At 60.4% G+C, this 16,752-nt stretch carries 16 protein-coding genes and 1 pseudogene; 2 read left to right on the top strand and 15 right to left on the bottom strand.

Annotated elements, in window-relative coordinates; translation table 11 throughout:
• Positions 1-667: 667 nt before the first annotated feature.
• A pseudogene (locus NLM25_RS37585) lies at positions 668-1,353 on the top strand (GntR family transcriptional regulator).
• Positions 1,354-1,555: 202 nt separating this feature from the next.
• Here the strand turns inward: NLM25_RS37585 and NLM25_RS37590 are convergent.
• On the bottom strand, positions 1,556-1,981 hold the full coding sequence (locus NLM25_RS37590) for a hypothetical protein (protein WP_254122983.1): 426 nt from the start codon (positions 1,979-1,981) through the stop codon (positions 1,556-1,558).
• A gap of 171 nt (positions 1,982-2,152) precedes the next feature.
• Here NLM25_RS37590 and NLM25_RS44545 point away from each other — a divergent pair, with 171 nt between their 5' ends.
• Positions 2,153-3,097: a LysR family transcriptional regulator gene (locus NLM25_RS44545; RefSeq protein ID WP_375167857.1), complete on the top strand. Its 945-nt coding sequence runs from the start codon at positions 2,153-2,155 to the stop codon at positions 3,095-3,097.
• On the opposite strand, the gene NLM25_RS37600 is transcribed toward NLM25_RS44545, so the two are convergent.
• The 14 genes from NLM25_RS37600 to NLM25_RS37665 form a co-directional block, all read right to left on the bottom strand.
• Entirely contained in the window at positions 3,070-3,309 is a 240-nt protein-coding gene (locus NLM25_RS37600) for a DUF2274 domain-containing protein (protein ID WP_254122984.1), read from the bottom strand. The two genes, NLM25_RS44545 and NLM25_RS37600, sit on opposite strands and share 28 nt — an antisense overlap.
• Positions 3,310-3,313: 4 nt before the next feature.
• Complete coding sequence (locus tag NLM25_RS37605) at positions 3,314-4,525, bottom strand: TrbI/VirB10 family protein (protein ID WP_254140254.1); 1,212 nt, start codon at positions 4,523-4,525, stop codon at positions 3,314-3,316.
• Positions 4,522-5,430 (bottom strand): P-type conjugative transfer protein TrbG, encoded by a 909-nt coding sequence (gene trbG, locus NLM25_RS37610; RefSeq protein WP_256571086.1) that lies wholly within the window; start codon positions 5,428-5,430, stop codon positions 4,522-4,524. The genes NLM25_RS37605 and trbG overlap by 4 nt, the downstream gene beginning before the upstream one ends.
• 122 nt (positions 5,431-5,552) lie before the next feature.
• Positions 5,553-6,236: a conjugal transfer protein TrbF gene (gene trbF / locus NLM25_RS37615; RefSeq protein ID WP_254122987.1), complete on the bottom strand. Its 684-nt coding sequence runs from the start codon at positions 6,234-6,236 to the stop codon at positions 5,553-5,555.
• 100 nt (positions 6,237-6,336) lie between these two features.
• The gene (trbL, locus tag NLM25_RS37620; protein ID WP_254140256.1) at positions 6,337-7,566 is read right to left on the bottom strand and encodes a P-type conjugative transfer protein TrbL; all 1,230 of its coding nucleotides are present in this window, start codon (positions 7,564-7,566) and stop codon (positions 6,337-6,339) included.
• On the bottom strand, positions 7,563-7,934 hold the full coding sequence (trbK-alt, locus tag NLM25_RS37625; RefSeq protein WP_254140257.1) for a putative entry exclusion protein TrbK-alt: 372 nt from the start codon (positions 7,932-7,934) through the stop codon (positions 7,563-7,565). Before trbK-alt ends, trbL begins: the two co-directional genes overlap by 4 nt.
• Positions 7,934-8,662, bottom strand: coding sequence for a P-type conjugative transfer protein TrbJ (gene trbJ / locus NLM25_RS37630; RefSeq protein ID WP_254140258.1), 729 nt, complete (start codon positions 8,660-8,662; stop codon positions 7,934-7,936). Before trbJ ends, trbK-alt begins: the two co-directional genes overlap by 1 nt.
• Entirely contained in the window at positions 8,659-11,100 is a 2,442-nt protein-coding gene (gene trbE, locus NLM25_RS37635) for a conjugal transfer protein TrbE (RefSeq protein ID WP_254140259.1), read from the bottom strand. The genes trbJ and trbE overlap by 4 nt, the downstream gene beginning before the upstream one ends.
• A gap of 10 nt (positions 11,101-11,110) precedes the next feature.
• A complete protein-coding gene (locus NLM25_RS37640; RefSeq protein ID WP_254140260.1) occupies positions 11,111-11,374 on the bottom strand; it encodes a VirB3 family type IV secretion system protein in 264 nt (87 codons plus the stop codon).
• Positions 11,374-11,700: a TrbC/VirB2 family protein gene (locus tag NLM25_RS37645; RefSeq protein ID WP_254122993.1), complete on the bottom strand. Its 327-nt coding sequence runs from the start codon at positions 11,698-11,700 to the stop codon at positions 11,374-11,376. The genes NLM25_RS37640 and NLM25_RS37645 overlap by 1 nt, the downstream gene beginning before the upstream one ends.
• 1 nt (position 11,701) lies before the next feature.
• On the bottom strand, positions 11,702-12,616 hold the full coding sequence (gene trbB, locus NLM25_RS37650; RefSeq protein WP_254140261.1) for a P-type conjugative transfer ATPase TrbB: 915 nt from the start codon (positions 12,614-12,616) through the stop codon (positions 11,702-11,704).
• A gap of 210 nt (positions 12,617-12,826) precedes the next feature.
• Positions 12,827-14,161 (bottom strand): nitrate/nitrite transporter, encoded by a 1,335-nt coding sequence (locus NLM25_RS37655; protein ID WP_254122995.1) that lies wholly within the window; start codon positions 14,159-14,161, stop codon positions 12,827-12,829.
• A 133-nt stretch (positions 14,162-14,294) separates the two neighbouring features.
• Entirely contained in the window at positions 14,295-14,720 is a 426-nt protein-coding gene (locus NLM25_RS37660) for a CopG family transcriptional regulator (protein ID WP_254122996.1), read from the bottom strand.
• Positions 14,721-14,726: 6 nt separating this feature from the next.
• Positions 14,727-16,715: a conjugal transfer protein TraG gene (locus tag NLM25_RS37665; protein ID WP_254122997.1), complete on the bottom strand. Its 1,989-nt coding sequence runs from the start codon at positions 16,713-16,715 to the stop codon at positions 14,727-14,729.
• Positions 16,716-16,752 lie beyond the last annotated feature (37 nt).

Below are 16,752 nucleotides of genomic sequence, written 5' to 3' on the forward strand. Positions count from 1 at the left end.
AAATGGTCCGCGAGACTGCGGACGCAACCACCGATACCGATATTCAGTTCTGGTTGCCATCTAACAGACGGGTTCCACTTCGAGTGCGACGTCGAGCGGCTCGAGCTTTCTGCGCCATTTTCTCGAACGCGAAATGCGTCCTCCGAACCAGCATCGATCGAACTGCTGCGGGCTATCGATGAGGTGAGGAAGAGGAGATGTCTCATCGCCTTCGGTTCTAACTCCGGAGAAGTGGTCGGCACTGCACCAAGTCGTTCGTCGATGCCTCGCGGGTCGCCGCATCGCACCTAAACCGACGCTCTTTTTCTGAAGACGTCCAAGTCGCATTCCGTCGCCGTGTCGGCAATCAATGCTATCGCGGCCTGCACACGCGCATTGATTTGCTACGGCAGAGAGGACCGTCCCTCTCCGCGCCAGCGAAGTTGCCACGCTCTACAGCGGTGGCGCCGGGGACGAATATGGCGGCGCCTGCCGGTTTGATTACTAGCTTCTAACGATCCTTTCGCCCACCGGGCACAGCAGGGCTTTGCAAGAAGCCGTGCTAGCCACAACACGAAGAGGCGGCCTGAGGGCCGCCTCTTCGTGTTGGGTCGCGCTACTTGTAGTGCGCGATGATGTCAAGTTGCATATCTACATGGCCAGGATACGCATTGCGTTTCGAGGATGCATGGTCAGACGCACGGCGAAGGCAGGCAGATCGATCGCGCGCGGCGGCGGCGTAGCGCTGGGTGAAGCCGTGTTCCGCTCGATGTGCGAGGCATTTTCAGGCCGGCAGCTACCGCGCCGGCGACCGGCTGCGCGAGGAAGAGGCCGCGCAGCGTTGAAGGTCAGCCGCACGCCGGTCGGGGATGCGCTTGGCCGTCTCGCTGCCCGCGGCTTCGTCGAACCCCGCCGGCGGTCGCGGGCTGATCGTGCGCAATCTCGACATCTCCGAGGTACTCGAGCTCTACGCCGTGCGCGAGATCATGGAGGGCGCCGCCGCGCGCCTCGCCGCCGAACACGCCTCATCGCCCGAGATCGACGCGCTCAGGGATATCGAGCAGGGGCTTTGTCGAGGCTTCCACGAACGACGCCGCTGAGTGGCGAGACTCAACCGCGCCTTTCCGAAGCGATCTGCCGTGCCGCGCGCAACCGCTATCTCGACAACGCCGCACGTGAATTGCAGGACTGGATCGCCCTGCTAGGCCCGACCACGTTCACTGTGACGGGCCGCCCGTCGACCAGCCACGGCGAGCATCTGGCCGTTATAGAGGCCATTGGCTCGCGCGACGGCGACAAGGCCGAACAGCTCGCGCGCGCCCACATCACGAGGCGCTGCGTTGCCGGCTGAAGCTGTTGCAGAAGCAGTCGTAGGCGCGGCGCTCAGGCGAGACAATCGTGGCTATTTGAAACTTCTGAGCTCCTGTCCCAGTCCTCTAAGCATCCTCGGGGCTGGCGGTGTTGCTCTCTCCCCCCGACAAGGGATCGAGCACTCCCGACACCAACCGACTATCTGGTGATCCCAGACCGCATTTTCTGCTTCAAGCTCCATTAAGAGCCGACCGCACGCTCTGTTCTACCCACACGGCGGATCCTTATTCGACTTGAGGGTTGATATTGCGGTCCTGACGAACTGCGCCGAACTCTCCAAAGCAAGCAATAGTACATCCAAATCAGACGTCTTGACTTCCTCCATGGACAAGCGATGCGGCTCGATAAGCTCTTGGACAAGCTGAACCAACGAAACTTCCTTTAAGACGTTGCGTTCGGCCGTCTCCCCAAGCTCGAGACTCGCAATCAACCCGCCATTTTGGCGCAAGCTGACAGATACAGATATCTCTTGCGGGATCCACTGCCGAACAACGGAGAACGGAACCTCAGTAAACGTTAGGACGGTGTCGGTGCCTGAAATACGGTACCCAATCCTGAACATTTGCGTCAAACATCCCGCAGAGGTCAAAAGCTCACCAAACGGTTCGAATGGGAGTGCTGGAAAGGTCATGTGCCAAACTCCGTGCGGACCAAATGCGAAGTACTGCAATCAACAATGCGGCCGTCTCCACCAAGTTACACGCGATCTCAAGAAGAATAGCCTGTTGAATCATACAGGTGTACGCACGGCTAAGCCGAAATATCCTATCCAGGCGGCTTCTGCCAATCAGGGGTTATCGAAGTGGACGCGCAACCATCCAACAACTCTGACTGTCGCCACGCAAGAATCGAGCTGAAGCATCTTCGCCTTGCGGTACTTGCATGTAGCTGCGGCAGCTTGCGGCGCGCGGCCGATGTACTCGGAGTTCGACATTCGGCACTCAGCCGGTCGGTAATTCAGTTAGAGCAACTTGTTGGAGCGACATTGTTCGAGCGATCGTCGGCAGGAATACGACCTACCCAGGCAGGCTCCAGCTTCCTAAGTCGCGCGACCGCGATCCTCGAGCGAATTGAAGCGCTTGTTCAATCGGCAGGTTATGGCGCAGTCACAGGCTCCTCTCAATTCTCGGTAGGTTTGTGTACGTCGGGTTCGACAAGGAATCTGCGTGCGATCTTAGCTGATCTTGGACGACATGACATCGAAGTGACCGCAATTGAGCGATCACCGACAGATTTGAATGGCTGTCTACGGAGCGGAGTGGCAGATGCTATCATCGTTCCCGAGGGGCCACGGTCAATCGATCTTGAATCTCGTGCACTATGGTGCGAAGGCATTGTTGTTCTGTTAGCCGCAGACAATACTCTGGCTACCCGTGAAGTTATCTACTGGACGGATCTTCTCAATCAAACGATCTTGCTCGGAACGAGCGAACATGTATGCAGTTTGACAAAGATCATCGAACCGTACCTTGTGGCGCAAGGCATCGGACAAAAGGTTCAGCGACACAATGTAAGCCGACATGTCATCCACGGCCTTGCAAGTGCAGGGCTTGGAGTCAGCTTTATGCTCGCATCTAATACGAAATCTATTGGAGATGACCTTATTTGGCGAGAATTGCGCGATCGCCGAGGCCAGATGCAGGTATGTTTCCATGTTCATTGGCTGCGTGGGAACGAAAATCCGGCGCTGAAACGCTTTCTGCGATTGCTGGCTGACTACTATCCGTCTTCCGCCATTGGCGGGTGACGCCCTCGCTTCAATCGCGCAAATCCGCGGTCCGTGGCCATAAAACGTGCCAGCATGGGCGCGATCAGCTTTGTTGGATCGACTCGCTGCCCATTTTCACGCGCCAAGACCTCTGCATAGGCGACGAGATCCCGATGCACTGATGCTGAAAGCTCGGTGGCGACCTTGACCGGCTTGTCGTCGGGCAGCGCTCCTATTCTAAGCTTCGGCATGCCATTACCCTCCGTATGGCGCAAGTACGAGGTCGCGGTTGACAAGGACGCGAACTGGGAAGCCAGAGCGCACGATCAAAGTGGGCTGGATGTTAAGACTGCGTCGAACCACCTGCTGTCCGGTTTGGTTCAGTGAGTCGGAGGCGCCGTGCCGCAGTGCCTGGATGATCGCGCTGTCGTTGCTATTGGTGTCGGATCCTGCGCCCAGTTCCGTCCCGGCAGCCAAGAACGTCGATAACGCAGCGGCCTTGAAGAGTTCACCCCAGTGATTATCGACTTGGTCTTCGAGGCCTGCATAGCCCCCGGTGTCAGCGCCAGGCTGCCGCTCTAGAACGATGGAGCGTCCATTCGGCATGATCAGCCGCGTCCAGACGAGCAGAACACGGGACTGGCCGTAAGTAATCTGGCTATCATAGATCCCGATCAGACGCGCTCCCTGGGGGACAAGCAGAAAGCGGCCAGTCGGCGTATCGTACACGTTTTCGGTAATCTGCGCTGTGATTTGACCCGGAAGATCGGACCTGATCCCTGTGATTAAAGCTCCCGGAATGACCGTCCCGGCTAGCACAATATATGGTGAAGCGAGCCTAGTGATGCGGTCAGGGCTGACCGCGCGACGGTCCACTGAGGCGTTCACGAAGGCTAGTTTTCGGTCCTGACCGCTCTGCGCAGATGCGTTATCGCCGGTTCCCGTTGCGCTCGATGGCACGACGCGGCCACTTCCAACGGCCGCAGCGGTAGGCTGACGCACTTCACGTCCATTGGTCGCAGCGAACAAATGGCTCATGCGGGCTGCCTCGGTTTCTTGATCTCGGCGCTGCTGTTCCGGATCAGCGCCGATCGCCGGCGACTGGCCTTGAGCGGCAAGGATTGGTCGACCGAGATCACCGGGAAGCGGCGGACCAAGCTGCGGGATTGGCTGGCGCGGAACGCCAGCATAGTCCTTCGGCAGCGCCGTAATGCCGTCGGCAACATTGTGGTGATCGGTGCTGTAAAGCTCATCGGTCGCCTGATTACGGGAACGATTGCTCTGCAGCGACCAGAGCACCGCTCCGCCAATGACAAGCAGAGCAATCGCGCTCCCGCCAGCCAGGACTTTTCGGGATAACTGCGTCACACGCGGATTCTCCGCTCTCAAGCGGAAACCTTCGGACTTCTCCCCCTGAGTCTCCGGCGAGACTGCTTGCTCTTGTTCGTTTCCACTCCGAGCGTTCATGACGATGGCCTTCCGTCGGTCCTGACAATACGGACCTTCTGCTGGTGCTCGCCGCCAAGCCGCAGTTCGGCGGCAGCAAACAGCCGATCAACGATCAATACGTTGCCATAGGCGCGATAGTTGACGAGTTCGGTCTTGCCGTTTGGACCGATGACGAAGAGCGGAGGCATCTCGCCCTGTACGATGCCTTGCGGGAATTCGACGTAGACCTTACGGCCATCGTCATATGCGGCGAGCGGCCGCCAGGGAGGACTGTCCCCTTCGATCGCATAGCGGGAGATGCGCTGCGCCGGAGCCGGAAGAACGGGCTTCAGAGCGACCGAACGCGATCGTTCTCGTACAGTCTCTGGATAGTACCAGGCAACCGACGGCATGTATGGCCGTTCGCGGGAACGGAGCTCGATCAGGTAGGTGCGCCGATCGGTATTGACGACCAGATTGGTCTCGATCGATGCCCGGGTTGGCTTGACCAGGATATGGACGCGGCGCGTGTCGCCGTTCCCACTCTCCGTATCGCCCACGATCCAGCGTACGGTATCTCCGGCCGCGATAGGGCCTGATCCCGTCAACTGTTCTCCTTCCTCGAGCGCGATATCCGTGATCTGCCCCGGCGCGGCGTAAATCTGATAGAGCGCCCCGGGACTGTAGGCGTAGATTTGCGCCGCGTTGAAATACCCCCGCTTGCGCGGCTCGACCCGGGCTGCGCTGTTTGCTGTCTCAACCCGGCTCACGGGTTCAGCGCCTTCCTTCTCCCCCGACTTGCCGCCGAGAGCCGGCTTCCAGAGGGGTGGAACGTGAAGCGGCCGCGATCTGTCGTCGAGGGCCGCGGGCGTCGCCGGTAGCGGAGGAACTTCAGCGTCATAGCTGATCTCCGGCGGAATGTAAGTCGCGCACGCACCGAGCATAGACGAACAAAGCAGAAGAGCGGACAGAAATGCCCACCTTGAGTTCACGACCTCGGGCCAAGCCGAATGGAGCCTGCTTTGCGCGAAGGGTTGCTTTGAACGAATGTCAAACGGCGACTTGATCACTGACTCAACTCCTTTGACCAGTTGATGGCTCGGACATAGACGCCAAGGGGATTTTTGCGCAGGCGTTCGGCATCGCGGGGTGTCTCGATTACGATCGAGAGAATTGCAGTCCAGCGCTCAGTCGAGCTCAGAGAGCCGTTGTCGTAGCTGCGTTGGGTCCATGCGACCCGAAAGCTTTCTGAAGACGCGCGGATGACGCTCGAGACGTCCACAGAGATTTGAACCTTGCCCAACTTGGCAAAGGGGTCGTTGTTGCGCGCATAGTCATTGAGAGCGGCGGCGCCACGATCAGTCGTAAAGTCATAGGCCCGGAGCCAGTTTTGGCGCAGAACGATGCCGTCCGCTGGCAGGCCCCTCACATCCTCTATAAAGCGCGCCAGATGGTAGGCGATTTGCGCGTCAGTGGGCTGATAGTCGAAGCTGGCCGGCGCAACCCTTTGGGCTTGGCCGAGATGGTCGACCTCGACAATCCATGGCGTGATCGACCCTTGGCTCGATTGCCAGACAAGTCCGCCAGCAAGTCCAGCGGACAGCATCAAGCAGCCGAGCGCCATCAGGCGCCAGTTCTTGGCTTGCACGCGCGCGGATCCAATGCGCTGGTCCCAAACCTGAGCAGCCTTTTGATAAGGTGTAATCGGCTCGGGCATACGCCCGTAGTGAACGGATGGTCGTTTAAACATCGATATTTGCCCCTGTGATCAAGCGATCGGTTTCAAGTCATGCGGTATGGGATTTGAGATGCTGCCCCGCGGGGCTTGGCGAAAGCGCATTAGCCACGCGTCAGCGCTCTCCTTCCGACAAATCGACCGAGGAGCCGCTGCCGCCATGATCGCCTGAGCGGACCGCGTGCCCGGCTACTGAGGCACCATGCCGAATGGTTTCGGAACGCTTCATGCGCCGTGCCCAATCGGGCTGACCTTCAGCCGAGGTGCTCGTTGCTTGCTCGCTGGTTTCTCCACGTCTGCCGAACGCAGCTGCATTGCGCCGCAAAGGGCTCATCGCAGCCGAGCCACCGGCCTCCGCAACGCCAGCAAGGCCACCACTTCGATAGGCAGCGGTCGCTCCGCTCAAGACGGCGCCGCCACCGCGCGTGGTCCCCGCAATCGCGCCGCCGGCGAGACCAGCGCCGCCAGCGGCGAGGCCCGCACCGGCCGCAACAACACCGCCGGCAGCAAGGCCTGTTCCAATCGCGGCGCCCGCGCCGAGTTGCGGTCCGCCGGAGACAAGGCCGTTTGCGATACCCGGACCGAAGATACCGAGGCCTAGCAACGAGAGCGCCGCGAGCACCAGCGTCATCGCGTCTTCAATGGTCGGCTGTTCGCCGCCGAAACCTGCGGTGAACTGCGAGAACAGGGTCGATCCAATGCCGACGATGACCGCCAGGACCAGAACCTTGACTCCAGAGGATATGACGTTGCCTAAGACCCGCTCTGCCGCAAAGGCGGTCTTGCCAAACAAGCCAAACGGAATGAGCACGAAGCCCGCTAGCGTCGTGAGCTTGAACTCGATCAAAGTCACGAAGAGCTGGATCGCCAGAATGAAGAAGGCGAGCAGCACCACGACCCAGGCGAACAAGAGAACGACGATCTGGACGAAATTCTCGAAGAAACTGATGTAGCCCATCAGGTTCGAGATCGAATCGAGAAGCGGCCTGCCGGCGTCGAGCCCGACTTGGGCGATCTTTCCCGGTCGCAGGAAATCCGATGCGGAGAGGCTTGCACCGGAAGCTTTTAGCCCAAGACCGGCAAAGCTTTCGAAGACGATGCGCGCCAGGCTATTCCAGTTGCCGATGAGGTAAGCAAAGACGCCGACGAAGAGCGTCTTCTTAACGAGGCGCGCGATGATGTCCTCGTCCGGCCCCCAACTCCAGAACAACGCGGCGAGTGTGATGTCGATCGTCGCAAGGGTCGTTGCGAGATATCCGACATCGCTACCCAGCAGCCCGAAGCCGTTGTCGATATAGCGCGTGAACGTTTCCAGGAACTGGTCGATGATTCCGGTGCCGGTCATGGCTTGCTCGCGTCAGGTGTCACCATGGGCGGATACCCCTGCGGCATCCGGCTCTGATCCTTTGGGGCGGGTACCAAGCTTGCGGCGGAATCATCGTGGCCGGGAACCGCTGGACCGTCTTTCTTGCCAAAGAATCGACGCCGGTTTTCGTCCCAAACCCGCTTGCAACGTTGATAGCCCGCCGCGTCCTCCGGAGCGACGCTGCGGCAGCGTGCGAGGTCTGAGCCCGTTGCACCTGTCGTGTGCTCTGCTTTGGGCGGTGGCGGAGATTCCTCTCCACCACGAAGCTGAATCGTGCAGGCAGCGACAGCGAATACGCCGATTGTCGTAAGCAGCGACAACGCCTTGAACGCTCTTATACCGGTCATCAGTGGAACATCCGCACGTCTTGGGACTGATAGCCCTGCCCGGGGGTCAGGAACCGCTTGAGCTGTTCTCGCCCCTGATCCTGGGCCGAGGCGCGCTGAGCTGCTTCAAGGCTCTGCGCCCTGCCCTGCGCCGCCACGGCCGCCGTGAGATCGGCAAGTTGTTGCGCTTGAAGCGCAAGGATCTGGTTGCCGGCCTGAGTTGCCTGCAGGGCGCCACTGGCACCCTGACTTGATGTTACGAGAGCTGAGGTCTGGATGCGATTGGTGTCAAGGTTGCCAACGATGCCGGCCTGGACACGGAGTGAATCCTGCAAAGCAGCGACAGAATTCTGCCACCGCGATTGAGCGTTGGTGATCAAAACCTGGTTGGATTGTCTGCCGGTGACCGGCGCATAGGTGGTCGAGAACGCGCGATCGATCTGCTGGACGTCGTAGGCGATGCGCTGTGCCTGGACCAGCAATTGCTGGGTCCGTTGGATCGATGATTGCAGTTGCTGCAGCGACGAATACGGCAGGTTTGCCAGATTCCTGGCCTGATTGATCAGCATCTGTGCCTCGTTCTGTAACGAGGTGATCTGGTTGTTGATCTGCTGGAGCTCCCGCGCGGCTGTCAGGACGTTCTGGACGTAGTTGTTGGGATCGAAGACGATCAGCGCCCGTGCAGGTACCGCGACGCCAAGCACCAGCGCGACGGTGCCAGCGGTCGCCAATAGGGCAAGACGCCTCATAGTGATTTCTCCAGATTTGCGAGATTGGGGATCAGGTCGGTGGCCCAGGCGACGCCACGGTGCTGGAGCCAGGCCGGTACGAAGCCGTCCGGCCCATGTTCGGCGAGGAGCTGCGCGATGGCAGCCTGGTCGGTCTTGGAAGAGGCTGCGGTGAAGGCGAGCGCAATCTCGCCAAGACCCAGTTCGAACATCCGGTTGCCACGGCGGGACTGGCAGTAGTAGTCGCGCTTCGGCGTTGCCCGGCTCAGAAGCTCGATCTGGCGGTCATTAAGGCCAAAGCGGCGATAGATGGCAGTGATCTGCGGCTCGATCGCCCGTTCGTTCGGCAGCAACAGACGCGTTGGACAGCTTTCGATGATCGCCGGCGCGATCGCGGAGCCATCGATGTCGGAAAGCGATTGGGTGGCGAAGATAACGGACGCATTTTTCTTGCGAAGCGTCTTCAGCCACTCTCGGAGTTGGCCAGCAAAATCTTCGTCGTCAAGGGCAAGCCAGCCCTCGTCGACTATGAGAAGTGTGGGCCGACCATCGAGACGGTCCCCGATTCGATGAAAGAGGTAGGCCAGCACGGCCGGGGCCGCGCTCGTTCCGATCAACCCTTCGGTCTCAAAGGCCTGGACCGATGACTCGCCAAGGCGCTCGAATTCGGCATCAAGCAGACGTCCGGAAGGACCACCAAGGCAGTAGGGTTGCAAGGCACGTTTCAGGGAGTTCGATTGCAGCAAAACCGACAGACCCGTCAGGGTGCGTTCCTGCATCGGCGCCGAGGCTAGAGACGTCAGCGCCGACCACAGATGATCCTTGACCTCCGGGGTGATCTCGATCTTTTCCCGTGCCAGGATCGCGCCGATCCATTCCGTGGCCCATCCGCGCTCGGAAGGATCATCGATCCAGGCCAGCGGCTGCAACGCAACGGGCTGGTCGCCCCCGTCAGACAATGCGCCGCCGAGATCATGCCAGTCACCGCCCATGGCGAGCGCGGCCGCTCGGATCGAACCGCCAAAATCGAACGCAAAGACCTGAGCATTTGGGTAGCGCCGGAACTGCAGCGCCATCAGCGCCAGCAACACCGATTTGCCTGCGCCGGTCGGCCCCACCACGAGGGTATGACCGACATCGCCGACATGGAGGGAGAACCGGAACGGTGTCGAGCCCTCGGTCTTGCCGAAGAGAAGAGGCGGCCCCTTGAAGTGCAGGTCCCTCGCCTCACCCGCCCACACGGCTGACATCGGGATCATGTGGGCGAGGTTGAGCGTTGAAACGGGGGGCTGCCGCACGTTGGCGTAGACGTGCCCTGGCAGACTGCCGAGCCAGGCTTCAACGGCGTTCACCGTCTCGATCATGCAGGTGAAATCGCGCCCCTGAATAACCTTTTCGACCAGCCGGAGCTTTTCATCGGCTGCATTGGGATCGCCGTCCCACACGGTGATGGTCGCCGTGACAAAGGCTTGTCCGATCTGGTCTGAACCCAGTTCCTGTAGCGCCGCGTCGGCGTCTATCGCCTTGTTATGGGCGTCGGTGTCGAGAAGCGTCGACGCCTCGTTGGTCATGACCTCCTTGAGAATAGCGCCAATGGATTTTCTCTTGGCGAACCACTGCCGGCGAATCTTGGTCAGCAGCTTGGTGGCATCGGTCTTGTCGAGCATGATCGCCCGGGTCGACCAACGATACGAGAACGGCAGGCGGTTCAGCTCGTCCAAGATCCCGGGGGTCGTCGCGCCTGGAAAGCCGACAATCGTCAGGACCCGAATATTGGCAGAACCCAACATCGGCTCAAGCCCGCCGGTAAGTGGCTGGTCGGCCAACAGGGCGTCGATGTACATGGGAATTTCAGGCACCCTAACCCGATGACGCTTGGTCGAGATCGTCGAGTGCAGGTAGGTCAGCGTGTCCTGATCATCGAGCCAGGCGCAGTCTGGCATGAACCCTTCAAGGAGCCCGAGTACGCGGCTAGTTTGATCGATAAACCCGCGAAGTACCTCACGAGCATCGGCTCCAACGGCGCGATCGCGGCCCTCATAGAGCAATCGCTCTGCCTTGGCCGCTCCCTCCTCCGGTGGCAGATAGAGGACGGTCAGGAAATAGCTGGACTCATAGTGGGCTCCGGCCTCCTCGAACTGGGCTCTGCGCTCGGCGTCGACCAATGCCGATGCGACATCCGGAAAGGTGTTCGGCGGGTAGGCACCCGCAAAATGACGCTGCGCCTCAACGAACACGGCCCATCCTGATCCCAGCCGCCGCAAGGCGTTGTTCAGACGACCGGCGACGCCGACAAGTTCAGCCGGTACCGCGCTATCAAGGTCGGGCCCCCGGAATTTGGCCGTCCGTTGGAACGAGCCATCCTTGTTCAGGATGATCCCCTCGTCGACCAGGGCCGCCCAAGGCAGGAAGTCGGCGAGGCGGGCGTTCGAATGGCGGTATTCGGCAAGGTTCATCATGACCAAGCGCTCAGACGTTGAGATGACCGGGAATGCGCAGGTGTCGGCGCATCACATCGACAAAGGCAGCATCGCGCTTGGCGGCCCAGACGGCGGCCATGTGGCCGATGAACCAGAGGACAAGGCCCGCGAACCACAGCCGCAATCCAAGTCCAAGGGCGGCCGCAAGCGTGCCGTTGACAATCGCGACCGACCGCGGGGCACCGCCTATAAGGATCGGTTCAGTGAGAGACCGATGGACGGGAGCGAAAAAGCCGGTGACCTGGTCATCCATCAGATCACCACGCCGCCGCCGAAGGAGAAGAACGATAGGAAGAAGCTCGAGGCGGCAAACGCGATCGACAGCCCGAACACGATCTGGATCAGCCGGCGGAAACCACCGGACGAATCTCCGAACGCGAGCGTGAGTCCGGTCACGACGATGATGATGACGGCAATGATCTTGGCGACAGGTCCCTCAACCGACTGAAGGATCTGATTGAGCGGCTGCTCCCAAGGCATGTTCGACCCGGCCGCCCATGCTGGCGCCGTAGCCAGAAGAACGGTACCGGAGACAACCAGCGATGCGGTACCGCGGAGAAAACCAAATTGCTGACGCATGTCAGTCTCCTGCTGATGAAAGGCTGTAATCGCCAGCGGGCCCGAGCCCTGAGACCGCTGCGAGCTCGGCGAGGCGGCGGTCGGCGCCGCGGCCCGCAAGAACGGCGATGAGGTTGATGGTCTCGGCAATCAGCGCACGTGGAACCGTGATGACGGCTTCCTGGATGAGTTGCTCGAGCCGCCGCAGCGCGCCGAGCGCGGTGCCAGCATGAATCGTCCCGATGCCGCCGGGGTGACCGGTGCCCCAGGCCTTGAGCAGATCGAGCGCCTCCGCGCCGCGGACCTCGCCAACCGGAATGCGATCAGGGCGCAGTCGCAGCGAGGAGCGGACAAGGTCCGACAGCGTGGCCACACCGTCTTTGGTCCGCAACGCTACGAGATTGGGCGCCTTGCACTGGAGTTCACGTGTATCCTCGATCAGCACGACCCGATCAGAGGTCTTGGCCACCTCGGCCAAGAGCGCATTCGTCAATGTTGTCTTGCCGGTCGATGTCCCACCGGCGACGAGGATGTTCTTGCGTGTGGCGACTGCGTTCTTCAGGATCTCGGCCTGTTCCGAGGTCATGATCCCCTTAGCAACGTAATCGTCGAGTGTGAACACGGCGACTGCGGGCTTTCGGATGGCGAAAGCGGGAGCTGCAACGACCGGGGGTAACAGACCTTCGAAGCGCTCGCCGGTCCCGGGCAGTTCGGCCGAGACACGTGGCGCGCCCGCGTGCACCTCGGCGCCTACGTGGTGCGCCACCAGGCGAACGATGCGCTCGCCGTCCGCCGCGGACAGAGTTTCGCCAGTGTCAACGAGGCCACTCGACAACCGGTCGATCCACAGCCGTCCATCCGGGTTGAGCATCACCTCGATGATCGCTTCATCTTCGAGGTAGCCGGCAATCGCGGCACCAAGCGCGCTGCGCAGCATTCGCGCGCCACGCGAATTTGCCTCTGATTGAAAGGAATGGATTGCCACCGTTCGCCCCCATCGGATGAGGACGTCCAAAGCGGGTCCTCAGATGGGGATCATTAGAAGAGGCACCAATGCACTTGGCGCAACAAGCGCCTTTGATGATCGTAGGCTGGCGTAGAAAAAGGAAGACTGAGAACCGCGTATCTGTTCGCTGGGAGTGGCTGTTCACCACTCCGCATCGTCATCCGCGGGCAGGAGGATGATCGAATCCTCATACAACCCAACTGACTCGGGAGCGTAGGAAACATCAGCCGGCATGAAGAAAGGAATTGAACTCACCCATGAAGCGAAGGATCGGCACCAAGGTAGCGCGAACCAAGTCAACGCCGCGATCTGCAGTGCTACGTTGAGACCGAACGCGACTTGATAGGCTTGGACGGGCCTATGGCCATCGTTCGTTGGCCATTGCTCCAGGACCAGGCCTGTCGTGTATTGTGCCAAAAAAGCCCAACCAAAATGCAAGACGTTCAAGGCGCCATTGGCACGACCAGCAAGCTCCGGCGGAAAGTAATCTGCTATTACCGCGAAGCTGACCACGGTTGCCGTTCCGACGATTGCGACGACCGACCAGGGCAAGATGGACGGCGAAGGCGCTCGCAGGATCAAGGCTAACTCGGCTGCGATAAACAACACTGCAACCATCGCCAGTATTGTCTCCGCTCCGATTCCTCTTCGTTTGATGTAATGGACCGTCATACCGAACAACCAGGCACCGCCGCAAAGCGCGACCGACATCATGAAAAGCCGTCTGACAAGACTTGCGCGATCAAGCCCCTCTACATCTGTCAGCCACGGCGCTGCCCACAATCCCTGCAGAGACCAGGCCGACCCAACACAAGTCGCCGACAACGGCGCAATGCGCCAGAAACGCCTGTCGCCGAAAACGGAGCTGAGGGTTGCCGGCATTGACGCTGTCGATGGGACAATGGCTCGCTCAGGAACCACAACATAGATGAGGACTGCCGTGGCACTGGTCGCAACCGCCAGGATTTCAAATAGCTGTCGCCAGCCCATCCAGGCAAGCAGGTGCTCGGCGGGAGCCGTGGCGGTCACCGCCCCTAGTGACCCCAGCATGATCATGTAGCCGTTCATCAGGGCCACTCGTTCTTTGGGAAACCAAAGGATGATGGACTTCAGTCCAGCCGTCAGCGCCGCTGCCACGCCAAGCCCGATCATTGCCCGCGCGATCAAAAGTGAGAGGAAGCCTGTCGATGCCGCGAATAGTCCGGCGCCGGCCGCGGCGACCAAAAGCAGTGCACTCTGGACACGACGCGGACCAAAGCGGTCCAACAATATCCCGACGGGGATCTGAGCCACTGCGAAAACAAGGAAGTACACTGACGTAAGTAACCCGAGGTCGGCGGTCCCAAGCCGGATATCCGAGTTGACATGACCCCCGATCAAGGCGTTGATCGTTCGAAACAGATACGAAAGATAGTATCCAGCGGCAAAGGGGAGAAAAACGCACGCAATTCGACGCCATGCTATTGAGATTTGCATGCTGGCCCTCTTTCGCTCTCAGCTCGTTCGAGCCGATAGCGCGGCCAGCTTTTGTCAGTTCGGCAAAGTTGCTGCGGTCGTACGTTGGCGTGGAAAAAGAAGAATCAGCGCGGTAGCGTCCCAGGACGCTCTGTTAGGCTTCGTCGGCCGGTTCCTGACGGCGGATATCTTCAGGAATTTCGCGCAAAAAGCTCTGCCCCTTTTGCAAACGACGCCCGAGCGCCTCAACAAATCCTTCAAAGCGTTCCCTACCCTTTGCCTGCGCAGCCGCCTGCGCATCGTTGGGTAACGGTGGTGTAATCGTCAGCCAGAAGCGGATGAAGAGGGCCAAGGTCTCTGCTGTCAAGCCGACGTCACGCTCCAGCCTTTGCATCTGACGCGACATCCGGTCCAGCCGACGGGCAAATGCTGCTTCCTGCCTGTCCGCTCCGTCCGGCGACAGAAATGACACGACTGCCGCCTCCACGATCGCAGACCGGGAAAGCTTCTTGCGATCGGCCAGATCCGAGATCTGCTTCAGAAGCTCTGGTGGGAAATACACGTTCATCCGGTCGCGCATAACGCCTCAGAGCTCCATGCCGTCGTTTGGATCAAGCGCAACTTGACGGGCAACGCCGCGCATTTGTTGGCGTATGAGCCGGGACTGGCGGACCGCATCCTCGTCGTCGTCAAGAACGACAGAAAATTCCTCAGCCGGCGTCGGTTCGGTCGTCTCCTTGACGATCGCGACGTGATCGGGGAGTTCAGGCTCGCGACGAAGACCACTGTTCGCCGCGTCTTCCTCGGCCTGCGCCGCTTGGCCGGTCGGACTCATCGTCGGCTTCAGCATTCCGCACGCCGACCATCCATCCGTTCGCGACGATCGACCGGATGTCGCCGGATCAGGCGGTGGCAGGACCCGTTCGGTGAACCGTCGGTCCTCGTAGTAGCGAACCTTCTTCGCCCGGATCGGTGGCGTGCCCGCAACCATGACGATCTCATCCATCGGCGGAAGCTGCATGACCTCGCCGGGGGTCAGAAGCGGCCTTGCCGTCTCCTGGCGCGAGACCATGAGATGCCCCAACCAAGGGTTCAACCTGTGCCCGGCATAGTTCTTCATCGCCCGCATCTCGGTCGCCGTTCCCAATGCGTCGGATACCCGTTTGGCCGTCCGCTCGTCGTTGGTCGCGAAGCTGACGCGGACGTGGCAGTTGTCGAGGATCGCGTTGTTGGGCCCATAGGCCTTCTCGATCTGATTGAGCGATTGCGCGATCAAGAAACTCTTGATGCCGTAGCCCGCCATGAAGGCGAGCGCCGACTCGAAGAAGTCGAGCCGCCCGAGTGCCGGGAATTCGTCGAGCATCATCAGGACCCGATGTCGGCGGTCGCGGGCCTGCAAGTCTTCGGTCAGGCGCCGGCCGATCTGGTTCAGCACCAGGCGGATCAGTGGCTTGGTGCGCGAGATATCGGACGGCGGCACCACGAGATAGAGCGTCGCCGGACGGCGATCTGCAATAAGATCCGCGATCCGCCAATCGCAGCAGCGGGTCACCCGGGCCACGACGGGATCGCGGTATAGACCCAGGAACGACATCGCCGTGGACAGGACGCCGGAGCGTTCATTCTCAGATTTGTTGAGAAGTTCACGCGCGGTCGAGGCGACCACTGGATGAGCGCCCTGGGCGCCGAGATGGGGTGTGGTCATCATCGCCTTCAGCGTCGCCTCGATCGGCCGCTTTGGGTCGGACAGAAAAGCGGCGACGCCGGCCAAGGTCTTGTCCGCCTCGGCATAGAGGACATGGAGGATAGCGCCGACCAGGAGCGAATGACTGGTCTTCTCCCAATGGTTCCGCTTGTCGAGGGAGCCTTCGGGGTCGACCAGAACGTCGGCGACGTTCTGAACGTCGCGAACCTCCCATTCACCTCGCCGGACCTCGAGAAGCGGATTGTAGGCTGACGACTTTGGATTGGTCGGATCGAACAACAGGACGCGGCCATGTACCGAACGGAATCCCGCGGTCAGTTGCCAGTTCTCACCCTTAATGTCGTGGACAATGGCCGACCCAGGCCAGGCAAGCAACGAGGGCACGACGAGGCCAACACCTTTGCCCGACCGAGTGGGCGCAAAACACAACACGTGCTCTGGTCCGTCATGGCGGAGGTAGTCATGGTCGAGCCTCCCCAGCACCACACCATCCGGACCAAGCAGCCCGGCTCCTCGAACCTCTTCCGCACCAGCCCAGCGCGCCGAGCCATAGGTCTCGACGTTCTCGGCCTCGCGCGCCCGCCAGACCGACATCCCGATCGCCGCTGCGATCGAAACGAACGTGCCCGATGCCGCGATGAAAGCCCCCTCGACAAAAACCTGAGGTGCATAAGCGTCGTAGACGAACCACCACCAGAAGAAGACTGGTGGGTAGTAAATTTTGAGGCCCAACAGTTCGAACCAAGGATGCCCGAGCTCGGGCTGATAGGCCAACCGCCAGGCTGTCCACTCGGTTGCTCCCCAGATGGCGAGCAAAACAATTAGACCGACGACGATTACCTGTCCCCAGAGGATTTTGGTTCCGGACATCCCGAACGCCCTTCCGCAACTGAATTTGGTGAGAAAG

The organism is Bradyrhizobium sp. CCGB01 (genome assembly GCF_024199795.1).
Taxonomy (GTDB): Bacteria; Pseudomonadota; Alphaproteobacteria; order Rhizobiales; family Xanthobacteraceae; genus Bradyrhizobium.

What these genes read in the sequence shown, in the direction of transcription:
- NLM25_RS37640 (WP_254140260.1), bottom strand. Translation starts at nt 11,374, where the DNA reads ATGGATGACCAGGTCACCGGCTTTTTCGCTCCCGTCCATCGGTCTCTC.
- NLM25_RS37665 (WP_254122997.1), bottom strand. Translation starts at nt 16,715, where the DNA reads ATGTCCGGAACCAAAATCCTCTGGGGACAGGTAATCGTCGTCGGTCTA.
- trbK-alt (WP_254140257.1), bottom strand. Translation starts at nt 7,934, where the DNA reads ATGACCGGTATAAGAGCGTTCAAGGCGTTGTCGCTGCTTACGACAATC.
- NLM25_RS37655 (WP_254122995.1), bottom strand. Translation starts at nt 14,161, where the DNA reads ATGCAAATCTCAATAGCATGGCGTCGAATTGCGTGCGTTTTTCTCCCC.
- trbB (WP_254140261.1), bottom strand. Translation starts at nt 12,616, where the DNA reads ATGCTGCGCAGCGCGCTTGGTGCCGCGATTGCCGGCTACCTCGAAGAT.
- trbG (WP_256571086.1), bottom strand. Translation starts at nt 5,430, where the DNA reads ATGCTCGGTGCGTGCGCGACTTACATTCCGCCGGAGATCAGCTATGAC.
- trbJ (WP_254140258.1), bottom strand. Translation starts at nt 8,662, where the DNA reads ATGAGGCGTCTTGCCCTATTGGCGACCGCTGGCACCGTCGCGCTGGTG.
- trbF (WP_254122987.1), bottom strand. Translation starts at nt 6,236, where the DNA reads ATGTTTAAACGACCATCCGTTCACTACGGGCGTATGCCCGAGCCGATT.
- trbL (WP_254140256.1), bottom strand. Translation starts at nt 7,566, where the DNA reads ATGACCGGCACCGGAATCATCGACCAGTTCCTGGAAACGTTCACGCGC.
- NLM25_RS37590 (WP_254122983.1), bottom strand. Translation starts at nt 1,981, where the DNA reads ATGACCTTTCCAGCACTCCCATTCGAACCGTTTGGTGAGCTTTTGACC.
- NLM25_RS37660 (WP_254122996.1), bottom strand. Translation starts at nt 14,720, where the DNA reads ATGCGCGACCGGATGAACGTGTATTTCCCACCAGAGCTTCTGAAGCAG.
- NLM25_RS37645 (WP_254122993.1), bottom strand. Translation starts at nt 11,700, where the DNA reads ATGCGTCAGCAATTTGGTTTTCTCCGCGGTACCGCATCGCTGGTTGTC.
- trbE (WP_254140259.1), bottom strand. Translation starts at nt 11,100, where the DNA reads ATGATGAACCTTGCCGAATACCGCCATTCGAACGCCCGCCTCGCCGAC.
- NLM25_RS37600 (WP_254122984.1), bottom strand. Translation starts at nt 3,309, where the DNA reads ATGCCGAAGCTTAGAATAGGAGCGCTGCCCGACGACAAGCCGGTCAAG.
- NLM25_RS37605 (WP_254140254.1), bottom strand. Translation starts at nt 4,525, where the DNA reads ATGAACGCTCGGAGTGGAAACGAACAAGAGCAAGCAGTCTCGCCGGAG.